The sequence below is a fragment of the Microbacterium sp. NPDC055988 genome, assembly GCF_042269505.1.
Classification (GTDB): domain Bacteria; phylum Actinomycetota; class Actinomycetes; order Actinomycetales; family Microbacteriaceae; genus Microbacterium.
In genome coordinates, this window is sequence record NZ_JBHJXY010000001.1 from 2,413,007 (window position 1) to 2,433,011 (window position 20,005).

General features: G+C 68.9%; 24 protein-coding genes. 10 read left to right on the forward strand and 14 right to left on the reverse strand.

Annotation, left to right across the window (positions count from 1 at the left end; translation table 11 throughout):
* Positions 1-205 precede the first annotated feature (205 nt).
* The 6 genes from ACFC14_RS11545 (at position 206) to ACFC14_RS11570 (ending at position 4,242) form a co-directional block, all read left to right on the forward strand.
* Complete coding sequence (locus tag ACFC14_RS11545) at positions 206-469, forward strand: hypothetical protein (protein WP_376104419.1); 264 nt, start codon at positions 206-208, stop codon at positions 467-469.
* A 24-nt stretch (positions 470-493) separates the two neighbouring features.
* Positions 494-691, forward strand: a complete 198-nt coding sequence (locus ACFC14_RS11550; protein WP_376104422.1) for a hypothetical protein — start codon at positions 494-496, stop codon at positions 689-691.
* Positions 688-1,254, forward strand: a complete 567-nt coding sequence (locus ACFC14_RS11555; RefSeq protein ID WP_376104425.1) for a hypothetical protein — start codon at positions 688-690, stop codon at positions 1,252-1,254. Before ACFC14_RS11550 ends, ACFC14_RS11555 begins: the two co-directional genes overlap by 4 nt.
* A 45-nt stretch (positions 1,255-1,299) precedes the next feature.
* Positions 1,300-2,961, forward strand: a complete 1,662-nt coding sequence (locus ACFC14_RS11560) for an ABC-F family ATP-binding cassette domain-containing protein (protein ID WP_376104427.1) — start codon at positions 1,300-1,302, stop codon at positions 2,959-2,961.
* Positions 2,958-3,512 carry a GNAT family N-acetyltransferase gene (locus ACFC14_RS11565; RefSeq protein ID WP_376104430.1) on the forward strand — a complete coding sequence of 185 codons (555 nt, stop codon included), beginning with the start codon at positions 2,958-2,960 and terminating at the stop codon, positions 3,510-3,512. Before ACFC14_RS11560 ends, ACFC14_RS11565 begins: the two co-directional genes overlap by 4 nt.
* Before the next feature lie 154 nt (positions 3,513-3,666).
* Positions 3,667-4,242, forward strand: coding sequence for an alpha/beta fold hydrolase (locus ACFC14_RS11570; protein WP_376104433.1), 576 nt, complete (start codon positions 3,667-3,669; stop codon positions 4,240-4,242).
* A gap of 4 nt (positions 4,243-4,246) precedes the next feature.
* On the opposite strand, the gene ACFC14_RS11575 is transcribed toward ACFC14_RS11570, so the two are convergent.
* The 4 genes from ACFC14_RS11575 to ACFC14_RS11590 form a co-directional block, all read right to left on the reverse strand.
* Positions 4,247-4,591, reverse strand: coding sequence for a LysR family transcriptional regulator (locus tag ACFC14_RS11575; RefSeq protein WP_376104435.1), 345 nt, complete (start codon positions 4,589-4,591; stop codon positions 4,247-4,249).
* Between the two features lie 65 nt (positions 4,592-4,656).
* Entirely contained in the window at positions 4,657-5,313 is a 657-nt protein-coding gene (locus tag ACFC14_RS11580) for a hypothetical protein (RefSeq protein ID WP_376104438.1), read from the reverse strand.
* A 132-nt stretch (positions 5,314-5,445) separates the two neighbouring features.
* A complete protein-coding gene (locus ACFC14_RS11585; protein WP_376104441.1) occupies positions 5,446-5,745 on the reverse strand; it encodes a Fe-S cluster assembly protein HesB in 300 nt (99 codons plus the stop codon).
* Between the two features lie 116 nt (positions 5,746-5,861).
* A complete protein-coding gene (locus ACFC14_RS11590) occupies positions 5,862-6,344 on the reverse strand; it encodes a GNAT family N-acetyltransferase (protein ID WP_376104444.1) in 483 nt (160 codons plus the stop codon).
* A gap of 147 nt (positions 6,345-6,491) precedes the next feature.
* On the opposite strand from ACFC14_RS11590, the gene ACFC14_RS11595 reads away from it, so the two are divergent.
* The gene (locus ACFC14_RS11595; RefSeq protein ID WP_136043542.1) at positions 6,492-7,034 is read left to right on the forward strand and encodes a Dps family protein; all 543 of its coding nucleotides are present in this window, start codon (positions 6,492-6,494) and stop codon (positions 7,032-7,034) included.
* 24 nt (positions 7,035-7,058) lie between these two features.
* Here the strand turns inward: ACFC14_RS11595 and ACFC14_RS11600 are convergent, their stop codons facing one another.
* Positions 7,059-7,586, reverse strand: coding sequence for a DUF6328 family protein (locus ACFC14_RS11600; RefSeq protein WP_376104447.1), 528 nt, complete (start codon positions 7,584-7,586; stop codon positions 7,059-7,061).
* 69 nt (positions 7,587-7,655) lie between these two features.
* Between ACFC14_RS11600 and ACFC14_RS11605 the strand changes: the two genes are divergently transcribed.
* A complete protein-coding gene (locus tag ACFC14_RS11605; protein ID WP_376104449.1) occupies positions 7,656-7,862 on the forward strand; it encodes a hypothetical protein in 207 nt (68 codons plus the stop codon).
* Between the two features lie 31 nt (positions 7,863-7,893).
* On the opposite strand, the gene ACFC14_RS11610 is transcribed toward ACFC14_RS11605, so the two are convergent.
* Positions 7,894-8,487, reverse strand: coding sequence for a 1-acyl-sn-glycerol-3-phosphate acyltransferase (locus ACFC14_RS11610; RefSeq protein ID WP_376104452.1), 594 nt, complete (start codon positions 8,485-8,487; stop codon positions 7,894-7,896).
* A gap of 95 nt (positions 8,488-8,582) precedes the next feature.
* On the opposite strand from ACFC14_RS11610, the gene ACFC14_RS11615 reads away from it, so the two are divergent.
* Positions 8,583-8,729 carry a hypothetical protein gene (locus tag ACFC14_RS11615; protein ID WP_376104454.1) on the forward strand — a complete coding sequence of 49 codons (147 nt, stop codon included), beginning with the start codon at positions 8,583-8,585 and terminating at the stop codon, positions 8,727-8,729.
* A 33-nt stretch (positions 8,730-8,762) separates the two neighbouring features.
* Here ACFC14_RS11615 and ACFC14_RS11620 read toward each other — a convergent pair whose 3' ends face one another.
* Positions 8,763-10,241 carry an MDR family MFS transporter gene (locus ACFC14_RS11620; RefSeq protein WP_376104457.1) on the reverse strand — a complete coding sequence of 493 codons (1,479 nt, stop codon included), beginning with the start codon at positions 10,239-10,241 and terminating at the stop codon, positions 8,763-8,765.
* Positions 10,242-10,408: 167 nt separating this feature from the next.
* Here ACFC14_RS11620 and ACFC14_RS11625 point away from each other — a divergent pair, with 167 nt between their 5' ends.
* Positions 10,409-12,457 (forward strand): ABC transporter ATP-binding protein, encoded by a 2,049-nt coding sequence (locus ACFC14_RS11625; protein WP_376107180.1) that lies wholly within the window; start codon positions 10,409-10,411, stop codon positions 12,455-12,457.
* 13 nt (positions 12,458-12,470) lie between these two features.
* On the opposite strand, the gene ACFC14_RS11630 is transcribed toward ACFC14_RS11625, so the two are convergent.
* From ACFC14_RS11630 to ACFC14_RS11660, 7 genes are read right to left on the reverse strand one after another with little or no spacing between them, the layout of a single operon-like run.
* Complete coding sequence (locus ACFC14_RS11630; protein WP_376104460.1) at positions 12,471-13,244, reverse strand: SDR family NAD(P)-dependent oxidoreductase; 774 nt, start codon at positions 13,242-13,244, stop codon at positions 12,471-12,473.
* 51 nt (positions 13,245-13,295) lie between these two features.
* Positions 13,296-14,243, reverse strand: coding sequence for a glycosyltransferase family 2 protein (locus tag ACFC14_RS11635; protein WP_376104463.1), 948 nt, complete (start codon positions 14,241-14,243; stop codon positions 13,296-13,298).
* 22 nt (positions 14,244-14,265) lie between these two features.
* On the reverse strand, positions 14,266-15,402 hold the full coding sequence (locus tag ACFC14_RS11640) for a cysteine desulfurase family protein (RefSeq protein ID WP_376104466.1): 1,137 nt from the start codon (positions 15,400-15,402) through the stop codon (positions 14,266-14,268).
* 5 nt (positions 15,403-15,407) lie between these two features.
* Complete coding sequence (gene nadC / locus ACFC14_RS11645; protein ID WP_376104469.1) at positions 15,408-16,259, reverse strand: carboxylating nicotinate-nucleotide diphosphorylase; 852 nt, start codon at positions 16,257-16,259, stop codon at positions 15,408-15,410.
* On the reverse strand, positions 16,259-17,785 hold the full coding sequence (nadB, locus tag ACFC14_RS11650) for an L-aspartate oxidase (protein ID WP_376104472.1): 1,527 nt from the start codon (positions 17,783-17,785) through the stop codon (positions 16,259-16,261). The genes nadC and nadB overlap by 1 nt, the downstream gene beginning before the upstream one ends.
* Positions 17,782-19,119, reverse strand: coding sequence for a quinolinate synthase NadA (nadA, locus tag ACFC14_RS11655; protein ID WP_376104474.1), 1,338 nt, complete (start codon positions 19,117-19,119; stop codon positions 17,782-17,784). Before nadA ends, nadB begins: the two co-directional genes overlap by 4 nt.
* Positions 19,116-19,832 (reverse strand): NUDIX domain-containing protein, encoded by a 717-nt coding sequence (locus ACFC14_RS11660; protein ID WP_376104477.1) that lies wholly within the window; start codon positions 19,830-19,832, stop codon positions 19,116-19,118. The genes nadA and ACFC14_RS11660 overlap by 4 nt, the downstream gene beginning before the upstream one ends.
* Between the last annotated feature and the right edge of the window lie 173 nt (positions 19,833-20,005).

Consider the following 20,005-nt stretch of genomic DNA (forward strand, 5'->3'; position numbering starts at 1 on the left):
GGCTCGAGGGAGGCTTCGTCCATGATCCAGGGCAACAGAGCGTGCTCAGCATCCGCAGCGACACGACGACGGTCGCCGAGATCTCCGCGATGCTCGGGCTTGAGCCTGACGACGGGGGCAACAAAGGCGATCTCACCCCCGCGGGCCGGGCCGGGCGGAACTTCGCGCCGCAGTATCTGACGTATCAGCGGAGTTCTGGTCGCTCATGGAAAGCGTCGATGAGCCGGGTGCCGACGATCAAACCGGCTTCTCCGCGCTCCGAGCGTTGGTGGTGAGGCTGGAACCCGCCGCACAGGCGCTCCGGGAATTGCGCCAGGGCGGTGAGACCGTGCTCTGGTGGTCCGGAGACTCCGACAGCACACAGGGCGGATTCGTGCTGGAGGCTGACCTGATCGACTCCCTAGCGAAGTTGGGGTGCTCCGTCTACGGGACCGCCTTTCTCACGGAGGACGAGGCCCAGCGCGCCTGATTGCACGGATCATCCGCACACCTCATGATGCTGACGCCCGCTCCCTGCGGACTCACTCTGGCGCAGGCAGAACTGCCGACCTGGTCCACGTTCGGGCTCAATGTCCTCCTCGTGCTCGTGGCCGCCCTTCTCGCCGTCCTCACGGCGGCGCTCCTCGTCCGCCGCCTGAGGGCACCTCGGGAGACGGAATCCGACGGGCGCACGGATCTCGGCGCGACATGAACGCTGTGCGGCCGGTCGATCCGCGGGGTGCCACGGGTGATGGAGCGGTGCCGCCGAAGGATCCGGGGCGACGCGACATCCTCGTGATCCGCATCTGCCTGATCATCGTCATCATCGGGCTCGTCGTGAGCGGGGTGACCGCCTTCCCGTTGCGTGAGGAGCTCATGCTCGGCCGCGACATCCTGAACGGCACCGGCCTGAGCGCGACGTTCCCCGACCTCGCCTTCTGGGTGCAGCGGGTCGCGGAAGGGCTCGAGGTCATCGGGGACGACTATCCGTTCCTGGCTTATGGCACGGATTGGTTGGCGTTCGCGCACCTGGCGATAGCGGTCGCCTTCGTCGGACCGCTCATCGATCCGGTGCGCAACGTGTGGGTCACCATCTGGGGTCTCATCATGTGCGCGGGCATCGTCCCGCTCGCCCTGATCGCGGGAGCCCTCCGCGGTCTGCCGATCGGCTGGCAGCTCATCGACATCTCGTTCGGCGTCGTAGCGGCCGTGCCTCTCACCGTCGCGCTCGTGCTGACGCGCCGACTCCAGAGGTCGGGTGCCATCGCCGCCTGAGACCCTGCGTCCGCGCACCACACCCACGGGTGACAGGATTGACGGATGACCGCAACACTCGTGGCCCAAGGGCTGGCCGGCGGGTACGGCCACCGCACCCTGTTCGACTCGCTCGACCTCACTGTCTCCGCGGGCGACGTCGTCGGCCTCGTAGGAGCCAACGGGGCGGGGAAGTCCACCCTCCTGAAGCTGCTGGCCGGCGTCGACGAGCCGCAGGCAGGCACGATCCGGCTTTCTCCGGCGGATGCGTTCGTGGGCTGGCTTCCGCAGGAGCACGAGCGCATCGTGGGCGAGAGCGTCGTCGACTACATCGCCCGCCGCACCGGGTGTGCCGCCGCGACGAGGGACATGGACGCGGCAGCGGCAGCGCTCGGTGACCCCTCGCTCGCGGCCCCGGGCACGGACCCCGCCGACACCTACTCGACGGCGCTGGATCGGTGGCTGGCCAGCGGCGCCGCAGACCTCGACGAGCGTCTCCCGGCGGTACTCGCCGACCTCGGACTCGACCTGGGCGATGAGCCTGCCGACACGATGATGACCTCGCTGTCGGGTGGCCAGGCCGCCCGCGTCGGGCTCGCAGCGTTGCTGCTCTCGCGCTTTGACATCGCCCTGCTCGATGAGCCGACCAACGATCTCGACCTCGACGGCATCGAGCGACTGGAGGCCTTCGTTCGTGGCCTTCGCGGCGGTGTCGTGGTGGTCAGCCATGACCGCGAGTTCCTCGCCCGCTGCGTGACCAGAGTCCTGGAGCTCGATCTCGCTCAGAACAGCAACCGGGTGTTCGGCGGCGGCTACGACTCCTACCTGGAGGAGCGGGCGACCGTTCGTCGGCACCAGCGCGAGAAATACGACGAGTTCGCCGACAAGAAGGCCGACCTCGTCGCCCGCGCCCGCACGCAGCGCGAGTGGTCCAGCCAGGGTGTGCGCAACGCGATGAAGAAGTCTCCCGACAACGACAAGATCAAACGCAAGGCCTCGGCCGAGTCCAGCGAGAAGCAGGCGCAGAAGGTGCGTCAGATGGAGAGCAGGATCGCCCGACTCGAAGAGGTCGAAGAGCCGCGCAAGGAGTGGCAGCTCGAGTTCACGATCGGCTCGGCCCCGCGTTCCAGCTCGGTCGTCTCGACACTGAGCTCGGCGGTGTTCCGGCAGGGATCCTTCCAGCTGGGACCCGTGTCGCTGCAGGTGAACGCGGGGGAGCGCATCGGCATCACGGGGCCCAACGGCGCGGGGAAGTCGACGCTGCTGCGCGGACTGCTGGGGCGGCAGCTCCCCGACGAGGGAACGGCGAGCCTCGGCGCGAGCGTGCAGATCGGCGAGATCGACCAGGCCCGTGCACTGCTGGTCGGTACGCAGCCGCTCGCGGTCGCCTTCGAGGAGCTCGTGCCCGAGCTGGCATCGGGCGAGGTGCGCACGCTCCTGGCGAAGTTCGGGCTCAAGGCCGATCACGTGACACGCGCCGTCGACGAGCTCTCGCCGGGCGAGCGCACACGCGCCGGTCTGGCGCTGCTGCAGGCACGCGGCATCAATCTTCTCGTGCTTGACGAGCCGACCAACCACCTCGACCTGCCCGCGATCGAGCAGCTGGAGCAGGCACTCGAGTCTTACGAAGGGACGCTGCTGCTCGTGACCCACGATCGACGGATGCTCGCGACGGTGCAGACCGACCGGCACTGGCGGGTGGAAGCCGGGCAGGTCGTCGAGGTATGACGAGCCTCGTCATCGACGGCGTCCCGCACGAGAGCCTGACCTCGAACGACGTGGCGAGCCTGCGAGAGCTGTTCGACGCCGAGTACCTCGCCGAGTTCGGAGCGTGGGATCCCGATCAGCCGTACGGCTACGCGCCCCACGACGTTCATCTCATCGCGCGCGCCGGCGACGAGGTGGTGGGCCACGTCGGCTGGGCGCGGCGGACCATCGGCGTCGGTACGGCGGAAGTCGTGGTCGCGGGAGTCGGTGGAGTGCTGGTCTCTCCGCGCGCACGAGGGGAGCGGGCGGGTGCTCTGCTCCTGGCACACGCGGCCCGGTCGATGACGGATGCGGACGACATCGATTTCGGCTACCTCGGCTGCCGCGAAGAGGTCGTCTCCTTCTACGAATCGTGCGGATGGAGCCGTATCTCGGTAGCCGAGCGCTCGATCGACCGCACCGGTCGGCCCACCATGCAGCCCCCTGGGCCGCCCATACTGACACTCGCTCTCGAGTCTCCACCGCGCCGGTGGCCCTCGGGCGCGATCGATCTTCGGGGGCGGGCCTGGTAGCCACGAGGTGCTGATCCGGGCGTCTCCGTCTCGCCAACGGCCCGCTCGGGATACGCTGGAGCACGGCGGCTCCGGTCGCGGTCCGGTCGCTGGCGTCCGCCGTGTACGTTCCGCCTGAGTTCCTGACACCGACGGCACGAGGAGATTGACGCCGATGACCGACACCCAGATCTTCGAGCCCGACGGCCGCGCGATCCCCTTCGTCGACGAGGGCGACGGTCCCGTCAAGCTCGCCCTGATCCAGGAGCGGGACCTTGCGGCCGACGTGCTCGGTGTCGTCGCGCACTACCTCGCCGAGGAGGCGGGCTTCCACGTGCTGCTGATTGGCCACCGGGCCGAGGTCAAGGGCGAAGAGGTCTCGCTCGACTCACGGGTCGAGGATGCGCTCGCCGTGATCGACCACGTCGGCCTCGGTGACACATGGATCGGCGGGCACGGGTTCGGGGGCACGGTCGCGCGGGCGTTCGCCGTCGCGCACGCCGACCGCGTGAACGGCCTGGCGCTGCTCGGCGTCGAAGAGGACGAGACCCCGCTCGCACCGGTGATGCCGGTGCTGATCATCCAGGGCACCAAGGACACCGCCACCCCGTTCGCGAACGGCGAGCGGCTGCAGGCGACCGCGCCCGAGCGCGCGAGCGTGAAGAGCATCGACGGAGCGGATCACCACTTCCCGATGACGCACCCGATCGAGACCGCGGTCGTGATCGAGGAGTACCTCGACTGGGACTGACCCCCTAGCGGCCCTGCCGCTTCTTGTAGGGCTTCGGCTGACCCTTCACCGCGGGGGTCCGGCCCTTGCCCTTCGAGGCCTTCGCCTTGCCGCCGGCGGGTGCGGGCGGGTTCTTCACCGGCGCAGGAGCCGCGGCGACCTCGGCCTTCGCCTCGACCAGCAAGAGCTCACCGACGTGTGTCAGCCGTGTCTGGCCTTCGCGGTGGACGATGGGATGGCCGACCTCGGCTTCGAGCTTGTCGATCGACGTGTACAGCGAGGCCAGCGGGATGCCGAGCTTCTCGGCCGCTCGCGGGAAATGAAGCTCCTCCGCGAGGACGACGAAACGGCGGAGCAGAGAGATCTTCACGGTGGCCCTTCGACTGTTCGCACGGGATTGCGAGCCACTCCAGGTTACGCGGTGGAAGCCGCCGGTCAGATGTCGCTGAAGTCGTTCGCGGGAACGTTGATCTGTGTCACCGTGTCACCGTCGAGCCGGAACAGGGTGTAGAGGATTCCGACGGATCCCGGATGGGTCAGCGACTCGGTTCCCGGTACCTCGCTCTCGCCCAGCCCGACGTATTCCGCGGTCGCGGGGTCATCGGTGTCGACGATCCCCCAAGCGCCCGCATCGAGGAGGTCTGCCCGGCTCGACCCCACCTGGAGACCCTCTGTGGTGGTCACGGGGATTCCGTCGACCTCGGCCGCGGTGACCGCCATCGAGGCGGGGCTCTCGCCTGCAGTGTCGGTGAGCACCCGCAGGCCGTCCCAGACGTAGGCCTGCATCTCGATGTCGTAGCCTTCCATCCCCTCGACGGGTTCGGGCTCCGGGAGTTCGCCCGTCGCATCCTCGAGCAGTGCGAGAAGCGCGTCCGGATCCGCGTACTCGGCCGTCGTGGTGCCCCCGTCGTCCGTGAAGGACACTCCGTCGATCATGACGACGAGCTGCGGGTCGACCTCGGGCTCCGCAGACGCGGATGCGGAAGGCGTGGCCGCGGGCGAAGCGGACGGGGCCGCCGTCGGGGAGCTGCAGCCGAGGAGCAGCAGTGCGGAGGCGGTGAGGATCAGAGCAGGCGCGAGACGACGTGGCATGAGTGGAGAGTAGCGTGCGTTCGCGTTCCCCCGTGGAGCGCGGTGTCGTCGAGATGAAATCGTGAGGACGAATGCTGCCGTGACGCGACGGATGCCGCGACCGAAGCGGCCGCGGCATCCGGAATCCTTTGGTCAGGCGACCTGAGGGAGCACCGCGAACGACACGGAGCCCTCGTCGTCCACGCCCGCGTCGAGGATCTTGTCATCGAGTGCGGCGACGGCGGACTCGTCGAGGAAGAGCCGGGTGCCGGCGACTTCGACCACCTGATCCTGCGGCTCCGGATCTGCGGCGACGAGCACGGCGAGACGCGCGCCGCCCTCCGCATTCTGAGGTTCGGACGAGTGGATGCGCAGTCCGGCATCCGGGGCGTCGGTCTGACGACTCACCAGAGTCGTCACGATGGCGGAGGCGTTGTCGGTGAGGGTGAGCACGAGACTCTCCTTCCGTTCGGGGCATGCCACGGTCGCGACATGTCCGGGCAACGATGCCGAACCCGCAGGACGACCTCAACCCCCTTGCGCCGATTCGGAGGAGGCTCTTACCCTCCTCACAGGTTCTTGCGAAGGAAGATCTGTTCCGTGCCGTCGCCATCCGGGATCCGCTCGTGCTCCACGTATCCGCACCGCTCGTACAGGCGGATGTTCGCCTCACTCAGGCTGCCGGTGAAGAGTTCGGCGACCTCCGCCGTGGATGCGCTCTCCGCGTGCTCGAGCAGCATCCGCCCCACTCCCTCGCCCTGCATGTCTGGGGCGATCGCGATCCGCCCGATCAGGAGCATCCCGTCTTTCTCCACGAATCGGATCGCGCCCACGAGGCGTCCGTCGATACGTGCCGTCAAGCCGGACTCCGAACGAAGCTCCGCCTCGAGCTCAGCGAGCGTCTGCGTCAGGGGAGGCATGTCGACGCTGCCGTAGATCGCCGCCTCCGACACGAAGGCTGCGCGCTGCACGGTCAGCACCTCGCCGGCGTCCGCCTCGCCGATGGGGGAGATGACGATCTCCCGATCCTTCTCGCCGTTCTGCTCTGTCACGATGCGGGGCCTCTCCTTGAGTCGGGTGTTCAGGTTGAGTCGGGTGTTCAGGTCCGGTCGCCACACTCGGGCTCGGGGCTTCCGGTGTCAACCCCCTCGGACCCGGCCGCAGACCTTCGTTATCCTCGCCGGCAGGAGGTCAACGAAATGGCTGAAAGCAAGACGAAGAAGACCGGTACCTCGACGAAGGGGGCCGTGAAGACCACTCGCCAGCAGAACGCGGAGAAGGGCTTCACCGCCTCGCCCACGCTCGCGGGCAATCTGCAGCGCGTGCTCGTCGACCTGCTCGAACTCGCCATCCAGGGCAAGCAGGCGCACTGGAACGTCGTGGGGCGCAACTTCCGCGACACGCACCGTCAGCTCGACGAGATCATCGACGATGCACGGGCGTTCAGCGACACGATCGCGGAGCGGATGCGCGCACTGCATGCGGTGCCCGACGGGCGCAGCGCGACCATCGCCAAGGCGACGTCGTTGCCCGAGTTCCCCGCGGGCGAGGTGTCGACGACCGAGACCATCGATCTGGTGACGGAACGTCTGGAAGCAGCGGTCGGCACAGTGCGAGACGTCCACGACGCCGTCGACGAGGAGGATCCGACCTCGGCGGACCTTCTGCACGCGATCATCGAACGCCTCGAGCAGTTCGCCTGGATGGTCAGCGCCGAGAACCGCAGCCCGGCCGGTCGCTGAGACTCCCTGCTCCCCGGGCCCGGTTCAGTTCGGCCCGGCTCCGGGGGTGCGGGGGCGACCGCGCATGATGCGCGGCAACGCGATCCACAGCGCCACGACCAGCACGAGCGCCGACACCAGCGCGACGAGGCCGGCCGTGCGGTTCACCGTGAAGTCGACGATCAGCATCGTGACCCCGATCGTCAGCGCGCCGATCACGATCAGATCGAGCCGGACGATGCGGGCGGCGATCCGCACGAGGTCGGGCTTGCGACGGTGGCCGAACAGAGCGCGGTGCATCCCCACGGGAGCCAGCGCGAGGATCGTCGCGACGGCGGCCAGAGCGACGAGCACGACGTAGAGATCGCGCTGGAACTCGTCCATGTCCGTGAATCGCGGCTGGAAGGCCACCGCGAGAAGGAAGCCGGTGAGGATCTGGGTCCCGGTCTGCATCACGCGGAGTTCCTGTAGTAGCTCTTCCCAGTTGCGATCCGCGCGTTCGTTCGCCGTCTCGTCTCGTCCGTCCCTGCGGTCATCGAGTTCGTGGTCGCCGCGTGGAGGATCCGATGTCATGATCTCAGTGTCGTGCCGACTCTCGCACGAAGTCCAGACTCTTGTCCCGATGGATCGAAAGAAGGCATCATGACGCTCCCTCCGATCAGCGACTGGTGGTCCGAACTCTCGGAGGAATCACGTCGCTCCGTGCTCGACGGCGACTCGCCGCACCTCGACGAGGACGTCCGGGAGGAGATCCGGGTGATCACCGGAGCGGTCGTCGGGATGGTGGAGAGCCTGACCGATGAAGATCTTGATTACGCCCGCGCGCACGCCGAGACGGCGTCGGACTGACGACACGTCCCAGAGCCCGGGCCGCGGAGGCTCACTCGGAGGCGTCGGGATTCCGGGTGGGCTGTTCCTCGCGAAGCCGCGGCTCGGTGCGACGCTCGGGTCGCGCCCCCGCCTTGTCGGCATAGAACGCGCGGATCCGGTCCATGTCGGCGGCGACGTCCCCGGTCAGGTCGATGGTGGGGCCGAGACCCGTCGTCATCGTCGTGCGATCGACGAAGCCGAGCGTGACCGGCATCCCCGTCTCCCGGGCGATGCGGTAGAAGCCCGACTTCCAGTACTCGTTGCCGCCACGGGTCCCGTCCGGGGTGACCACCAGACCGAAAACGGTTCCGGCGTGCACCTGGCCGACGACATCCTTGACCACGCGCGCCGGATCCGCCCGATCCACAGGGATCCCGCCGAGTCCGCGCATGAGCGGACCTCGCCACCCGCGGAAGAGGCTCTTCTTCCCGAGCCAGTGCACGTCGATGCCGAGGCGCCAGGCGATCGCGAGCATCAGGACGAAGTCCCAGTTGCTGGTGTGCGGGGCGCCGACGAGCACGGTCGGGCGCGTGGGCGCTGCCTCGCTCACGAGCGTCCATCTGCTGAACGCCCAGAACATGCGGGCGAGGAGTCGTTTGAGCATGGATCAACCGTAGGGGAGAACGGCTGTCGTCCCGCTGTCCGCAGCCTGCGCGCGGGTCCGGCGCCACTACCTCGGAGCAGGCGTACGATCGAGGGATGAAGAAATCGCCGGAGGACACTGTGCAGCAGGAGGCCCCCATCGGGCTGCAGCCGCTTCCGGGTGCCCTGGACCTGCTCGAAGGCGACGCCGCCGGTTACTGCAGCAACGGCGTCTGCCACTTCCCCGCCCCGAAGGCCGAGTAAGCAGCAGACGCCGTCGCGCGCGGACGCTGAAGTTCAGTGGCCGCCGTGGAATCCCTCGCCGGCATCGTCGGCGGGCTTGCGGACGAACGGGCTGAGCGCCACCGCTGCGAGAGAGATGATCGCGGCGATGAGGAACGCCATTCGGGCACCCGGAGCGCCGGCCGCCGCTCGTGACAGTCCATCGCCCTCGCCGGCATGCAGGATCGCCGAGTAGGTGACGGTGAGCAGAGCGACACCCGCCGCGCCGCCGACCTGCTGGAGCGTGTTCAGCACAGCGGAACCGTGCGAGTACAGCGACCGCTGCAGCGAGCCGAGCGAGGCGGAGAACAGCGGCGTGAACGACATCGCGAGCCCGACGGACATGGCCGCCTGCACGATGATGAGCACCCACCACACGGTGTGCTCTCCGACCGTCGAGTAGAAGAACAGCGCCGCCGACACGAGGATCGTGCCCGGGATCAGCAGCGGCCGCGTGCCGCGTGCGTCGTACACGCGACCCATGACCGGACCCAGCAGACCCATCAGCACCGAGCCGGGGAGCAGGATCAGACCGGACTCGAGGGCGTTCAGGCCCGCGACGTTCTGCAGGTACTGCGGCAGCAGCGTCAGCGTTCCGAACATCGACAGCGCCAGGATCGTCATGATGATCACCGAGAACGTGAAGTTGCTCGAGCGGAAGACGCGCAGGTCGAGCAGTGCGTCGTCGACGCGCTGCAGGATGAGCTGACGCCACACGAACAGCGCCAGCGACACCGCGCCGACGACCAGGGCGATGATGCCCGTGGTCTCGCCCGACCCGCCTTCGCCACCGAACTGGCTGAGGCCGAACACGATGCCGCCGAAGCCGAGCGCCGCGAGCGGGATGGAGAGCACATCGAGCGGGACGACGCGGGTCTCGCCGAGGTTCGTCATCCACTTCACGCCCATGAAGAGCGCGATGAGTGCGATCGGAAGGATGATCGCGAAGAGCGCGCGCCAGTTGAGCGTCTCGAGGACGGCGCCGGCGATGGTGGGGCCGATGGCCGGGGCGAGCGAGATGACCAGGCCGACGCGGCCCATCATGCGACCGCGGGACTGAGGCGGTACGACGTTCATGATCGTCGTCATCAGCAGCGGCATCATGATGCCGGTACCCGCGGCCTGGATGACGCGCCCGACGAGCAGCACCGAGAAGCCGGGGGCGACCAGCGCGACGAGCGTGCCGAGCGAGAAGGCGATCATCGCGGCGATGAAGACCTGACGCGTGGTGAACCGCTGCAGGATGAACCCGGTGGTCGGGATGACCACGGCCATGGTCAGCATGAAGGCGCTGGTGAGCCACTGGCCGAGTTCGGGCGGGATGCCGAGATCGGCGTTCAGATGCGGGATCGCGATCCCCATCGTGGTCTCGTTGAGGATGGCGACGAACGCGGCGACGAGCAGCAGCCAGATAACGCGCATGTCCTTGCGCGAGATCTCACCCGCTGCCGGTGCGGGGGTCGTCGAGATGGAGCCGGTATCGACGGCAGACATGGGCGGCCTCCTGGGCGAAGAAGAAACGGAGATATCGCGAGAGTTCGCAAGAGTCCTTCAGCGTAACGGCGGGCGCGGACATTTCATTCCGAACTCACAGAAATCCGCTGTGGGCGGATGTGCCGGCCCTCGACGTCGCCGGGCCTGAGTACGCTGGCGCCATGAGCATGGGCGGTGGACGAGGGGGAGGCGCGAGCTTCCGCGGGGTGGATGAAGACGCTCAGCGGCGCATGAACGCCGAAGCGCCGCGGATCAGCGGCCTCGGCTCGCGGGTGGTCTCGCTGTTCCGCGCCTACCGCGCGCGCATCTTCCTCACCGGGATCCTCGTGATCGTCGGTGCGGCCATCGCCGTCATCCCGCCGCTGATCGTGCAGCGCATCTTCGACGACGCCCTGTTCCCGGTCGCCGGCGGCGGACCGCACCTCGAGCTGCTGGCCTGGCTCGTCGCCGCGATGGTGGGGCTCTTCCTGCTCTCCGCCGTCCTCGGGGTCGCGCAGACGTGGCTCACCTCCACCGTCGGCAACAGTGTCACCGGCGACTTGCGGGTCAAGCTCTTCGAGCACCTCCAGGCCATGGAACTCGGATTCTTCACGCGCACGAAGACGGGGGTGATCCAGTCACGACTGCAGAACGACGTCGGCGGCGTCTCCGGTGTGCTGACCAACACCGTCACCAGCATCCTGGGCAACGTCGTGACGGTGATCGCCTCGCTCGTCGCGATGATCCTGATCGACTGGCGTCTCACGCTCATCGCCGTGATCATGATGCCGTTCCTCATCTTCGTCCAGCGCAAGGTGGGCCAGGTGCGAGCGCGGATCGCGGGGGAGACGCAGGAATCGCTGTCGGAGTTGACCTCGATCACGCAGGAGACGCTCAGCGTCTCGGGCATGCTGCTCTCCAAGGCGTTCAACCGCCAGCGCACGGAGTCGGAGCGCTATCAGGCCGAGAACCGCAATCAGGTCGTCCTGCAGGTGCGCCGAGCTATGAGCGGCCAGGGCTTCTTCGCGGTCGTGCAGGTGCTCATGGCCAGCGTGCCGGCGGTCATCTACCTCGTCTCGGGCTATCTGATCGCCGGCGGCACCGGGGCGATCACGGCGGGGACGGTCGTCGCGTTCACCACCGTGCAGGCGCGGCTCCTCATGCCGCTGATGGGCCTCATGCGGGTCTCGCTCGATCTGCAGACGTCTTCGGCGTTGTTCGCGCGCATCTTCGAGTACCTCGACCTCGTGCCCGAGATCCAGGATGCTCCGGATGCGATCACCGTCGACGAGGCACCGGGGCCCAAGGGGAGGCTCGAGTTCACCGATGTGGTCTTCCGCTACCCGGACGCCTCCGCTGATGCCCGACCGACGCTGGACGGTGTCTCGTTCGTCGCCGAGCCCGGGCAGCACGTGGCGTTCGTCGGTCCCTCCGGTGCGGGCAAGACGACGATCCTCTACCTCGCGCCGCGGCTGTACGAGGCGAAGGGCGGCGCCGTGCTCTTCGCGGGCGCCGACGTGCGCACACTCACCCAGGAGTCGATCATCGACAACGTGGGCATCGTGTCGCAGGAGACCTACCTGTTCCACGCGACTATCCGTGAGAACCTCCGCTATGCCAAGCCGGATGCGACGGAGCAGGAACTGATCGCCGCGTGCACCGCGGCCAACATCCACCACATCATCGCCGGGTTCGAGCAGGGGTACGACACCGTCGTCGGCGAGCGCGGGTACCGGCTCTCGGGCGGGGAGAAGCAGCGCATCGCGATCGCGCGCGTGCTGCTGAAGGATCCGCCGGTGCTGCTCCTCGACGAGGCGACCTCTGCGCTCGACACCGTGTCGGAGCGAGTCGTGCAAGAGGCGCTCGACGAGGCGGCGAAGGGGCGCACCACGCTGTCGATCGCGCACCGCCTGTCCACGGTGATGGGTGCGGACATGATTCACGTGCTCGAGGCCGGACGCATCGTCGAATCGGGAACCCACTCCGAGCTGCTCGCGCGGGGAGGTCTGTATGCGGAGCTCGCCGCTCAGCAGGTCGCGGCATCGCGCGTGCTCGACACCGAGGCTGCGGTCGAGGAGGCGGTGACCGGGGGAGTCGGTGCGGCGCTCACCGAACGCCGCGCGGACCGCGCTCCCGCGGACTCCGCCGGTGCCGATGCCGTCGCGGCGATCACCGCTGCCGTTCCTCTGCTCGCCGAGCCGCGCCCCGATGAACGGGTCTACCCGCCCGAACCCTGAACCGCTCCGGGAGTCAGTGCACGGACAGCCCGCCGTCGACGAACAGGGAGTGGCCGGTGACATAGCCCGAACCGGCTCCGGCGAGGAAGACGGCCGCGCCTGCGAAGTCGCTCGGGAGCCCGTTGCGGCCGATCATCGTGCGGGCGGCCAACTCGGCGATCTTTGCCGGGTCCTGCTGCAGACGGGCGTTCAACGGTGTCAGGACGAAACCCGGTACCAGCGTGTTGCTGGTCACTCCGGTCCCTCCCCATGCTTCTGCCTCGGAGCGCATCAGCGACTCCACCGCGCCCTTCGAGGCGCCGTAGACGCCGCTGCCGACGAAGGCACGGTGAGCCTGCTGGGAGCTGATGTGGATCAGCCTGCCGTAGCCGCGCTCCGCCATGCCCGGCGCATACCGCTGACCGAGGAGGAACGGCGCGAGGGCGTTGACCGTCATCGTCGCGTCCCAGTCGTCCTCCGTGATCTCCGCAAACGGCGGACGGATGTTGATGCCCGCGGAGTTGACGAGGATGTCGGGCTCACCGAACGGCTCTACAGCGGCCTCCGCGAGGGCACGGATGCCCGACCGCGTACTGAGGTCGCCGACCACTCCGGCGACGCGGCACCCGTGCGCGCGGAGCTCCTCGACGGTCTCCTCGATTCGGGCCTCGCCGCGCGCGACCACCACGGTCGCGGCACCGGACCGGGCGAGTGCCGTGGCGATGCCCCGGCCGATACCGGAGCTGCCGCCGGTGACGACCGCGGTGCGGCCTTCGAGCGAGAAGAGGGAGGAGAGGTAGTCGTTCATGCGGTCATCCGTGTCGTTCGTCCAGCGGTCTGGTTGGTCCAGATTGCGGTGTCACCACGAGAGTGCGGCGGCGAGGGTGGGGTCGGGGGTGGCGTCGGTGAACTCGGACATCGCTCGCAGCTCTGCGATGAACGCATCGACCTCGGCGGTGTATGCCGGGTTGGCGTGGCTGCTCGCGATGTCGAGCAGGGACGGCATGTCCATGGCGAGTATGAGTTCGAGTCGGGCGATGACCGAGTCCCGGGCGCCCGCGTCGTGCAGAATCCGGATGCCGCCGCGCAGCGCCGCGAGGTAGTCCCTCAGCACGGGCAGCTGCGCCTTGCCCTGCGTGATCGAGGTGCCGTCGGCGCGGAGCCGCCACTGCACGACGACGTCGGGGATCACGTCGAAGGCCCGCGCCCGGGTGTACATGATCTGGGCGACCACCTGGTCCTCGTACGCGACCCCTTCGGGGAAGCGGAGGTCCTGCCAGAACTCGGTGCGACTCACCTTGGACCAGGCGACGATGTTCGACACCGCCCGAGGGTGCGCCGCAAGAGTCGTGCCGAGGCGCTCCGGCGAGGTCGCCGCCGCGACCCAGGGCTGCACGCGCCCGGCGACGTATGCCGCTCCCTGCGCACGGGAGCGCACGTAGGCACCGGCGACGAAGTCGCTTCCGGTCTCAGCGAGAGTGCCCGTCATCCGGGCGAGCGCGTGGGGGAGAAGCTCGTCGTCACCGTCGAGGAAACCCAGGTAAGGGGTATCGACGAGATCGAGGCCGATGTTGCGCGCGGCACCGAGCCCGCGGGATGCCGGGTGACGGATGGTCGTGAATCGATCGTCGTCGTCGGCCGCCGCGGTGAAGATCGCGCCCGTGTCGTCGGTCGAACCGTCGTCGACGAGGATGGCGCGCCATCGCGACTCGGTCTGGGAGCGCAGCGAGTCGAGTGCGGCGGGGGCGAAGGCGGCGATGTCGCGTCCGGGGACGATCACGGTCACGATCGGGGCGGCGGCGGTCACCAGCCGAGTCTATGGCCGTACATCAGCCCCGCGCCGCGCGCACGGACTCTGCGACGACGGCAGCCAGGCGCTCGGGTGCGTCGTCAGGCAGCTCCCCCCGACCGAAGGTGAACCGGACGGATGTCTGGGCCACCTCGGCGGGTACGCCGCACGCGAGGAGCACGTGCGAAGGCTCATTGCTCCCGGCGGCGCACGCCGAGCCGCTCGACGAGATGACACCGCGACGCTCCAGCTCCAGCAGCACCGCTTCTCCGCTGGTGCCGGCGAACGTGAAGCTCGCCGTCCCCGGCAGACGGCGCTCGGGGTCGCCGGTGAGTGCGGCCTTCGGGACGTTGTTCAGCACGTGGGAGATGAACCGTGCAGTGGCAGAACCGACCCGCGCAGCCACGGTCGCCCGCTCCTGTTCCGCGAGTTCCAGCGCGGTCGCGAGCCCCACGGCCCCGGCGACGTTCTCGGTTCCCGAGCGTCTCCCTCGTTCCTGGCCGCCACCGTGCAGCAGAGGTTCGATAGGGACGCGCCCCCGCACGGCCAGAGCGCCGATCCCCTTGGGGGCGCCGAGCTTGTGCCCGGCGATCGACACGGCGTCGGCGCCGAGCTCGTGCAGGGGAAGCCACCCGGCCGACTGCACGGCGTCGAGGTGCAGCGGCACGCGGGCGGCGCGGGTGACCGCCGACAGCGCCGCCGCATCCTGCACGGTCCCGATCTCGTTGTTCGCGTGCCCCACCGAGACCAGTGCGGTGTCGGGGCGGACCGCCGCGGCGACGGCATCCGGAGTGATCCGCCCGCCGGCATCGACCGGCAGCAGTGTCACGTCGACGGAGTGGAAGCGTCTGAGGTACTCGGCCGACTCCAGGATCGACTCGTGCTCGATGGGGGAGACCACCAGGTGTCGTCGCCCGGCCTCGAGAGCGCTCTCGACGATGCCCTTGACTGCGAGGTTGTTCGCCTCGGTACCGCCTGCGGTGAACACGACGTCACCGGCACGCATCCCCAGAACACGCGCAACTCGCGCGCGGGCATCGTCGAGAGCGCTCGCCGCAGCCTCTCCCGCGGTGTGGTGGCTGGACGGGTTGCCGAACACGTCCGTCAGATACGGGTGCATCGCCTCGAGCGCCTCCGGTCGCACCGGAGATGTCGCGGCATGGTCGAGGTAGAGCACGCTGTTCAGTCGATCCGCAGGTCCAGGCCGAGGTCGAGCGCGCGTGCCGAGTGGGTCAGCGCGCCCACCGAGATCACGTCCACACCGGTGCGCGCGATTTCTCCGACGGTGTCCAGGTTCACACCTCCCGAGGCTTCGACCGTGGCGCGGTCGCCGATCAGGGCGACGCCTTCGCGCAGGTCGTCGAACGAGAAGTTGTCGAGCAGCACGGTGTGCGCGCCACCGTCGAGGACGGCGGGGATCTGGTCGAGACGGTCGACCTCGACCACGACGTGAGTGGTGTGGGGCAAGCGCGACAGGGCGTCGCGCAGCGCCGACGCGAGGTCGAGGCCGGAGCGGGTGAGCACCGCGAGATGGTTGTCCTTGGCCATCACGGCATCGGACAGCGAGTATCGGTGGTTGCTGCCCCCGCCGGAGAGGACGGCGTGCCGCTCGAACGCACGCAGGCCCGGCGTCGTCTTGCGGGTGTCGGCGATGCGTGCGCGTGTGCCGTCGACAGCCGCGACATAGGCTGCCGTGAGCGTCGCGATGCCGCTCATCCGCTGGGTGAAGTTGAGCGCGACACGCTCCGCCGTGAGGATGCTGCGCGCCGACCCGGAGACCGAGGCGAGCACGTCGCCCGCGGTGAACTCATCGCCGTCGCCGACGTGCAGGTCGACGGTCAGAGTCGGATCGGTGAGCGCGAACGCGGCGGTGAAGACCTCGCCGCCGCTGAAGACTCCCGCCTCGCGGGCGACGAGGTCGGCGGTGGCCGTCGCTTCGGCGGGGAGCAGCGTCATGCTGGTGAGGTCCCCCCACGGGGCGTCCTCCTCGAGGGCTGCTCCGACGACGCGGGTGAGGGTGGAACGGGTGAGCATCAGACGGTCTCCAGGATCGACGAGCGGGTTCGGGGCGGGGCGGCATCTGCGGGAGCTCCGGCATCGACCCTGTGGTGGGCGCCGACCGAGACGGTGCGGTCTGAGGCTGCTGCGGCAGTGGCTTCGGCGAGGAGCAGCAGGTTCGCGTCCTCGTGCGCGGTGGTCGTCGTCGGCTTCGATGCGGATGCGGCCCATTTGCGCACGGTGGCCAGCGCATGTGCGAGGCCGTCGTCGGTGCGGAGCAGCCCGACTTCGTCCCACATCAGCTGCTGCAGTGCCGCACGGCTGAAAGTGGGGGCAACCGGCCCGCGGTCCTCCACCCGATGCCGCTCGGTGGCAGCGCGTGTGGGTGCCGGCGCGAGGCGCCAGGGCAGCGTCAGGGCTGCTGCGGCTCTCGCGCCGAAGACGGCTCCTTCGAGCAGCGAGTTGGAGGCCAGGCGGTTCGCCCCGTGCACGCCGGTGCGGGCGACCTCGCCGACGGCGAAGAGCCCCGGGATCGTGGTGCGTCCGTCGAGGTCGGTGACGATGCCACCCATGAGGTAGTGCGCCGCCGGTGTGACCGGGATCGGTTCGCGCGACCAGTCGAATCCACGCTCCCGCGTCACCCGATCGATGGTCGGGAAGCGCGCGGCCAGGGTTTCGGCGCCGAGCATCCTGGCGTCCAACCCCACCGGCCGTCCCTGCGCGGACGCCTGCCGGGCGATTGCCCGGGAGACGACATCGCGAGGGGCGAGTTCGCCGTCGGGATGACTGTCGAAGGTGAAGCGTCGACCGGAGTCGTCGAGCAGCGTCGCACCCTCACCGCGCACGGCTTCCGAGATGAGGAACGCCGGACCCGACGCGAGGATCGTCGGATGGAACTGCACGAACTCCAAGTCGGCCACGGCCGCTCCCGCGCGCAAGGCCGCGGCGATGCCGTCGCCCGTCGTGCCGGCAGGATTGGTCGTGTGTGCGTAGAGATGGCCCGCGCCGCCCGTCGCGAGGATCACCGCGTCGGCGTGGAGCTCGTCGTTCTCCGTGCCCCGCAGCAGGCGTATGCCGCGCACCGCGCCCTCGGCCACGACCAGTTCGGTGAGCAGAGCATGCTCGATCACGGTGATCGCCGTGCCCCGCACCGCAGCGATCAACACCGTCGAGATCGCTGCACCGGTGGCGTCCCCGCCTGCGTGCACGATGCGTGCGTGGCGGTGAGCCGCCTCGCGTCCGAGCTGCAGCGCCCCCTCGGCCGTCCGATCGAACCCGACGCCGCGGGCGATCAGCTCCGCGATCCGCTCCGCACCTTCGGCCACCAGCACGTCGACCGCCGCGGGATCCGAGAGTCCGGCACCGGCGCCCATCGTGTCGGCGGCGTGCTGCTGTGCAGAGTCGTCGGGTCCGTAGATGCCCGCGACGCCGCCCTGAGCGAGCCCGGTGGATCCGTCGCCGAGCGCTCCCTTGGTGACGAGCGTCACCGCGTGCCCGGCTTCGTCCGCATGGAGCGCCGCCGTGAGACCGGCGATGCCCGAACCGACGACCAGGATGTTCATCGTGTGGCCGCACTCACCGGGGGCTTCGCGGCGAGCATCCGCTCCAGTGCCAGGCGGGCGGGATCGGCGACGTCGCCGGCGACCGTGATCCGGTTCGGCGTGCGACCGGCGACGAGCTCCTCGAGCACCCAGGCCAGGTAGCCCGGGTGGATGCGGTACATCGTGGAGCAGGGGCACACGACCGGGTCCAGGCAGAAGATCTCGTGCTGCGGGTACTGGGCTGCGAGTCGGCGCACGAGGTTGATCTCGGTCCCGATGGCGAACGTCGTCGGTTCGGTCGCGGAGTCGATCGCGCGACGGATGTATTCGGTCGAGCCGGCTTCGTCCGCCGCATCGACGACCTCCATCGGGCACTCCGGGTGCACGATGACCCGCACCCCGGGGTGGTCGGCACGCGCCTGATCGATCTGCCCGACGGTGAAGCGGCGGTGCACGGAGCAGAAGCCGTGCCACAGGATCACCCGGGAATCGACCAGCTCAGCAGCCGAAGAGCCGCCGAGCGCTCGCCGCGGGTTCCACATCGGCATCTGCTCGAGCGGCACGCCCATCGCCTTGGCGGTGTTGCGCCCCAGATGCTGATCGGGGAAGAACAGCACGCGCCGCCCGCGCTCGAACGCCCACTCGAGCACGGTCTGGGCGTTGGACGAGGTGCACACGATCCCGCCGTGGCGTCCGACGAAGCCTTTGATCGCCGCCGAGGAGTTCATGTACGTGACGGGGATCACGGGCACGCGGCCGTCCGCGTCGGGGGTGTCGAGGTCGCCGAGGACGTCGGCGAGCTGCTCCCAGCACTCCTCGACCTGGTCGATGTCGGCCATGTCGGCCATCGAGCATCCGGCTGCGAGGTTCGGCAGGATCACGGCCTGCTCGGGCTGCGAGAGCAGATCGGCGGTCTCGGCCATGAAGTGCACGCCGCAGAACACGATCGCCTCGGCATCGGCCCTGCCCTTGGCGGCCGTCGCGAGCTGGAAGGAGTCTCCGACGTAGTCCGCGTGCCGGACGACCTCTTCCCGCTGGTAGAAGTGGCCCAGGATCACGACGCGGTCGCCGAGTGTGGCCTTCGCTGCGCGGATGCGCGCGTCGAGCTCGTCCTCGGACGCCTCTCGATATGCGACGGGGAGCTCACCCTGACGGGGGGATCCCGTGGGGATCACGTCGCCCATCGAGGAGCCGGGGCCGTATCCGGGGCGGGAGTCGAAGTCCCAAGGGCCGGCAGCCAGGTCGGTGGCGCAGGTCGGGTCGGTGGACGCGCCGGCGACGATCGCCTGGATCGCGTGGTCCACCGAGGCATCCAGCGGCGGGACGGTGGGAGCGGGGACGAAGGTGATGCTCATCGGGTGCTCGTTTCTTCGGGTCCGAGGGGGCCGCGGTCGGCCAGCTCGACATCGGTGTTGTCGCGGTACAGACGTGCAGGACGGTGGTTACCCGTGCGGAAGTGGTCGGTGGGGAGCAGGTTGCCCGCGGATTCCACCTGGCGGCGGAAGTTGGCGGGGTCGAGGCTCTTGCCGAGGATCGACTCATACGCCTCACGCAGTTCGGCCAGGGTGAACTCGGCGGGCAGGAAGCCTCGCGCGACCCGGCTGTAGCCGACCTTGTTGCGCAGGCGCCACAGGGCGTACTCGACGATCTTCGCGTGGTCGAAGGCCAGCTGCGGCAGCTGATCGATGTCGAACCAGCGCACGTTCTCGGGGGCGCGGCCGGATGCTCGATGGGCGGCTATCTGTGCGGTCACGTCATCCTGACGCAGAAGCGCCCAGTAGACGATCGAGACGACCCGGGTGGGGGAGCGGTCGACGGCGCCGAAGGCGTAGAGCTGCTCCAGGTAGCTGGGGGCGAGTCCGGTCGTCTCGGCGAGCGTGCGCGCAGCGGCGTCGACAGGAGACTCGGTCGCCGTGAGCCAGCCACCGGGAAGTGCCCACTGGTCGGCGAACGGCTCACGGGTGCGCAGGACGAGGGGCAGCGCGAGGACCGCACGTGCGTCTTCGGTGCGACGCAGCGTGAGGATGACCGTCGAGACGGCCACTCGGATCTCTCCGCTTCGAGTCATAGACACCTTAACCTCCGTGATCGATCTTAGTGTCATGGAGACCCTTAGTGCGCGCATATGACGGATCTCATCGTTGAGTCCGAAACGTTATCTGGGGCGCTCCGGGAGGGTTGTCTACCCGCAGGTGGGTTTGTTAGGTTACTGTCCTAACAAACCCCCTCCGGGAAGAGGCG

What these genes read in the sequence shown, in the direction of transcription:
- ACFC14_RS11545 (WP_376104419.1), top strand. Translation starts at nt 206, where the DNA reads ATGGAAAGCGTCGATGAGCCGGGTGCCGACGATCAAACCGGCTTCTCC.
- ACFC14_RS11550 (WP_376104422.1), top strand. Translation starts at nt 494, where the DNA reads ATGATGCTGACGCCCGCTCCCTGCGGACTCACTCTGGCGCAGGCAGAA.
- ACFC14_RS11555 (WP_376104425.1), top strand. Translation starts at nt 688, where the DNA reads ATGAACGCTGTGCGGCCGGTCGATCCGCGGGGTGCCACGGGTGATGGA.
- ACFC14_RS11560 (WP_376104427.1), top strand. Translation starts at nt 1,300, where the DNA reads ATGACCGCAACACTCGTGGCCCAAGGGCTGGCCGGCGGGTACGGCCAC.
- ACFC14_RS11565 (WP_376104430.1), top strand. Translation starts at nt 2,958, where the DNA reads ATGACGAGCCTCGTCATCGACGGCGTCCCGCACGAGAGCCTGACCTCG.
- ACFC14_RS11570 (WP_376104433.1), top strand. Translation starts at nt 3,667, where the DNA reads ATGACCGACACCCAGATCTTCGAGCCCGACGGCCGCGCGATCCCCTTC.
- ACFC14_RS11580 (WP_376104438.1), bottom strand. Translation starts at nt 5,313, where the DNA reads ATGCCACGTCGTCTCGCGCCTGCTCTGATCCTCACCGCCTCCGCACTG.
- ACFC14_RS11595 (WP_136043542.1), top strand. Translation starts at nt 6,492, where the DNA reads ATGGCTGAAAGCAAGACGAAGAAGACCGGTACCTCGACGAAGGGGGCC.
- ACFC14_RS11600 (WP_376104447.1), bottom strand. Translation starts at nt 7,586, where the DNA reads ATGACATCGGATCCTCCACGCGGCGACCACGAACTCGATGACCGCAGG.
- ACFC14_RS11605 (WP_376104449.1), top strand. Translation starts at nt 7,656, where the DNA reads ATGACGCTCCCTCCGATCAGCGACTGGTGGTCCGAACTCTCGGAGGAA.
- ACFC14_RS11610 (WP_376104452.1), bottom strand. Translation starts at nt 8,487, where the DNA reads ATGCTCAAACGACTCCTCGCCCGCATGTTCTGGGCGTTCAGCAGATGG.
- ACFC14_RS11615 (WP_376104454.1), top strand. Translation starts at nt 8,583, where the DNA reads ATGAAGAAATCGCCGGAGGACACTGTGCAGCAGGAGGCCCCCATCGGG.
- ACFC14_RS11620 (WP_376104457.1), bottom strand. Translation starts at nt 10,241, where the DNA reads ATGTCTGCCGTCGATACCGGCTCCATCTCGACGACCCCCGCACCGGCA.
- ACFC14_RS11625 (WP_376107180.1), top strand. Translation starts at nt 10,409, where the DNA reads ATGGGCGGTGGACGAGGGGGAGGCGCGAGCTTCCGCGGGGTGGATGAA.
- ACFC14_RS11630 (WP_376104460.1), bottom strand. Translation starts at nt 13,244, where the DNA reads ATGAACGACTACCTCTCCTCCCTCTTCTCGCTCGAAGGCCGCACCGCG.
- nadC (WP_376104469.1), bottom strand. Translation starts at nt 16,259, where the DNA reads ATGCTCACCCGTTCCACCCTCACCCGCGTCGTCGGAGCAGCCCTCGAG.
- nadB (WP_376104472.1), bottom strand. Translation starts at nt 17,785, where the DNA reads ATGAACATCCTGGTCGTCGGTTCGGGCATCGCCGGTCTCACGGCGGCG.
- nadA (WP_376104474.1), bottom strand. Translation starts at nt 19,119, where the DNA reads ATGAGCATCACCTTCGTCCCCGCTCCCACCGTCCCGCCGCTGGATGCC.
- ACFC14_RS11660 (WP_376104477.1), bottom strand. Translation starts at nt 19,832, where the DNA reads ATGACTCGAAGCGGAGAGATCCGAGTGGCCGTCTCGACGGTCATCCTC.